Below are 784 nucleotides of genomic sequence, written 5' to 3'. Positions count from 1 at the left end.
CGGATTGGAATTTACTATCAGGCAGTTGAAGGAGAATGAGCAGGAAGTGTTACATCTGCGATACAAGGAAGGCTTAACGTTCAAATTAATCGGAGAACATATGGGACTTTCAGGAGGACGGGCAGGTCAGATTCATGCTAAAGCTATTCGTAAGTTAAAGCATCCGGCGAGAATCGAATGGTATGTATACGGATATGAAAAATGCAAGATGGATATAGAAAAGCAGATTTCTGAAGTAAAAGAGAGTATGTTGTCAAAACATGTGAAGACAGAACCGGCTGATAGGCTGAATAGGAGCTGCTTCAGTATGGGTCTGCCTTATAGAATCAGTGAACGGCTGAGTACAGTCGGAATTAATACCATCGGTGAACTTCAAGCTGCAATGCAGAAGCCAGATTGGTATGGACATATAATGGGCATTGCAGAAAAATCCGCAAAGCTGCTGGTCACTTACATGTTGGAAAAAGGATTGATTGAGGAGAATTGTGCGGCAGTCAAAGAGCTAAGGCAGCGTGAAGAATTCAATCAAAGCAAACAGGAAAATAAAAAAATTTATACACCAAGGACATTTGTGCGGCGCAAGATGGAATATCCGGCAGAGCTGCTGGAAGATATTGATTTTAATAAGAATTATAATTCAGACTTGGATTATCGAGACCTTACTGTGGATCAGAAGCAAGGTGTAGAGGCAATCCTGACAGCGACTGGTGAACTTGGCTGTTGGACAAAAGGAAAAAATAAAGTACATATTCCTGTCACCCCGGAAATCCTGCACTATTATTAC

At 41.5% G+C, this 784-nt stretch carries 1 protein-coding gene; it reads left to right on the top strand.

Annotation, left to right across the window (positions count from 1 at the left end; genetic code table 11):
- Positions 1-784, top strand: a 784-nt coding sequence (locus BN3456_RS00195) for a sigma factor-like helix-turn-helix DNA-binding protein (RefSeq protein ID WP_278280254.1), incomplete at both ends; no start/stop codon positions are given.

This window comes from Clostridium sp. C105KSO13, assembly GCF_001517425.1.
Lineage (GTDB): Bacteria > Bacillota > Clostridia > Lachnospirales > Lachnospiraceae > Muricomes.
The sequence above is the reverse complement of the archived record's forward strand: the minus strand, read 5'-3'. Positions and strand labels throughout refer to the sequence as shown.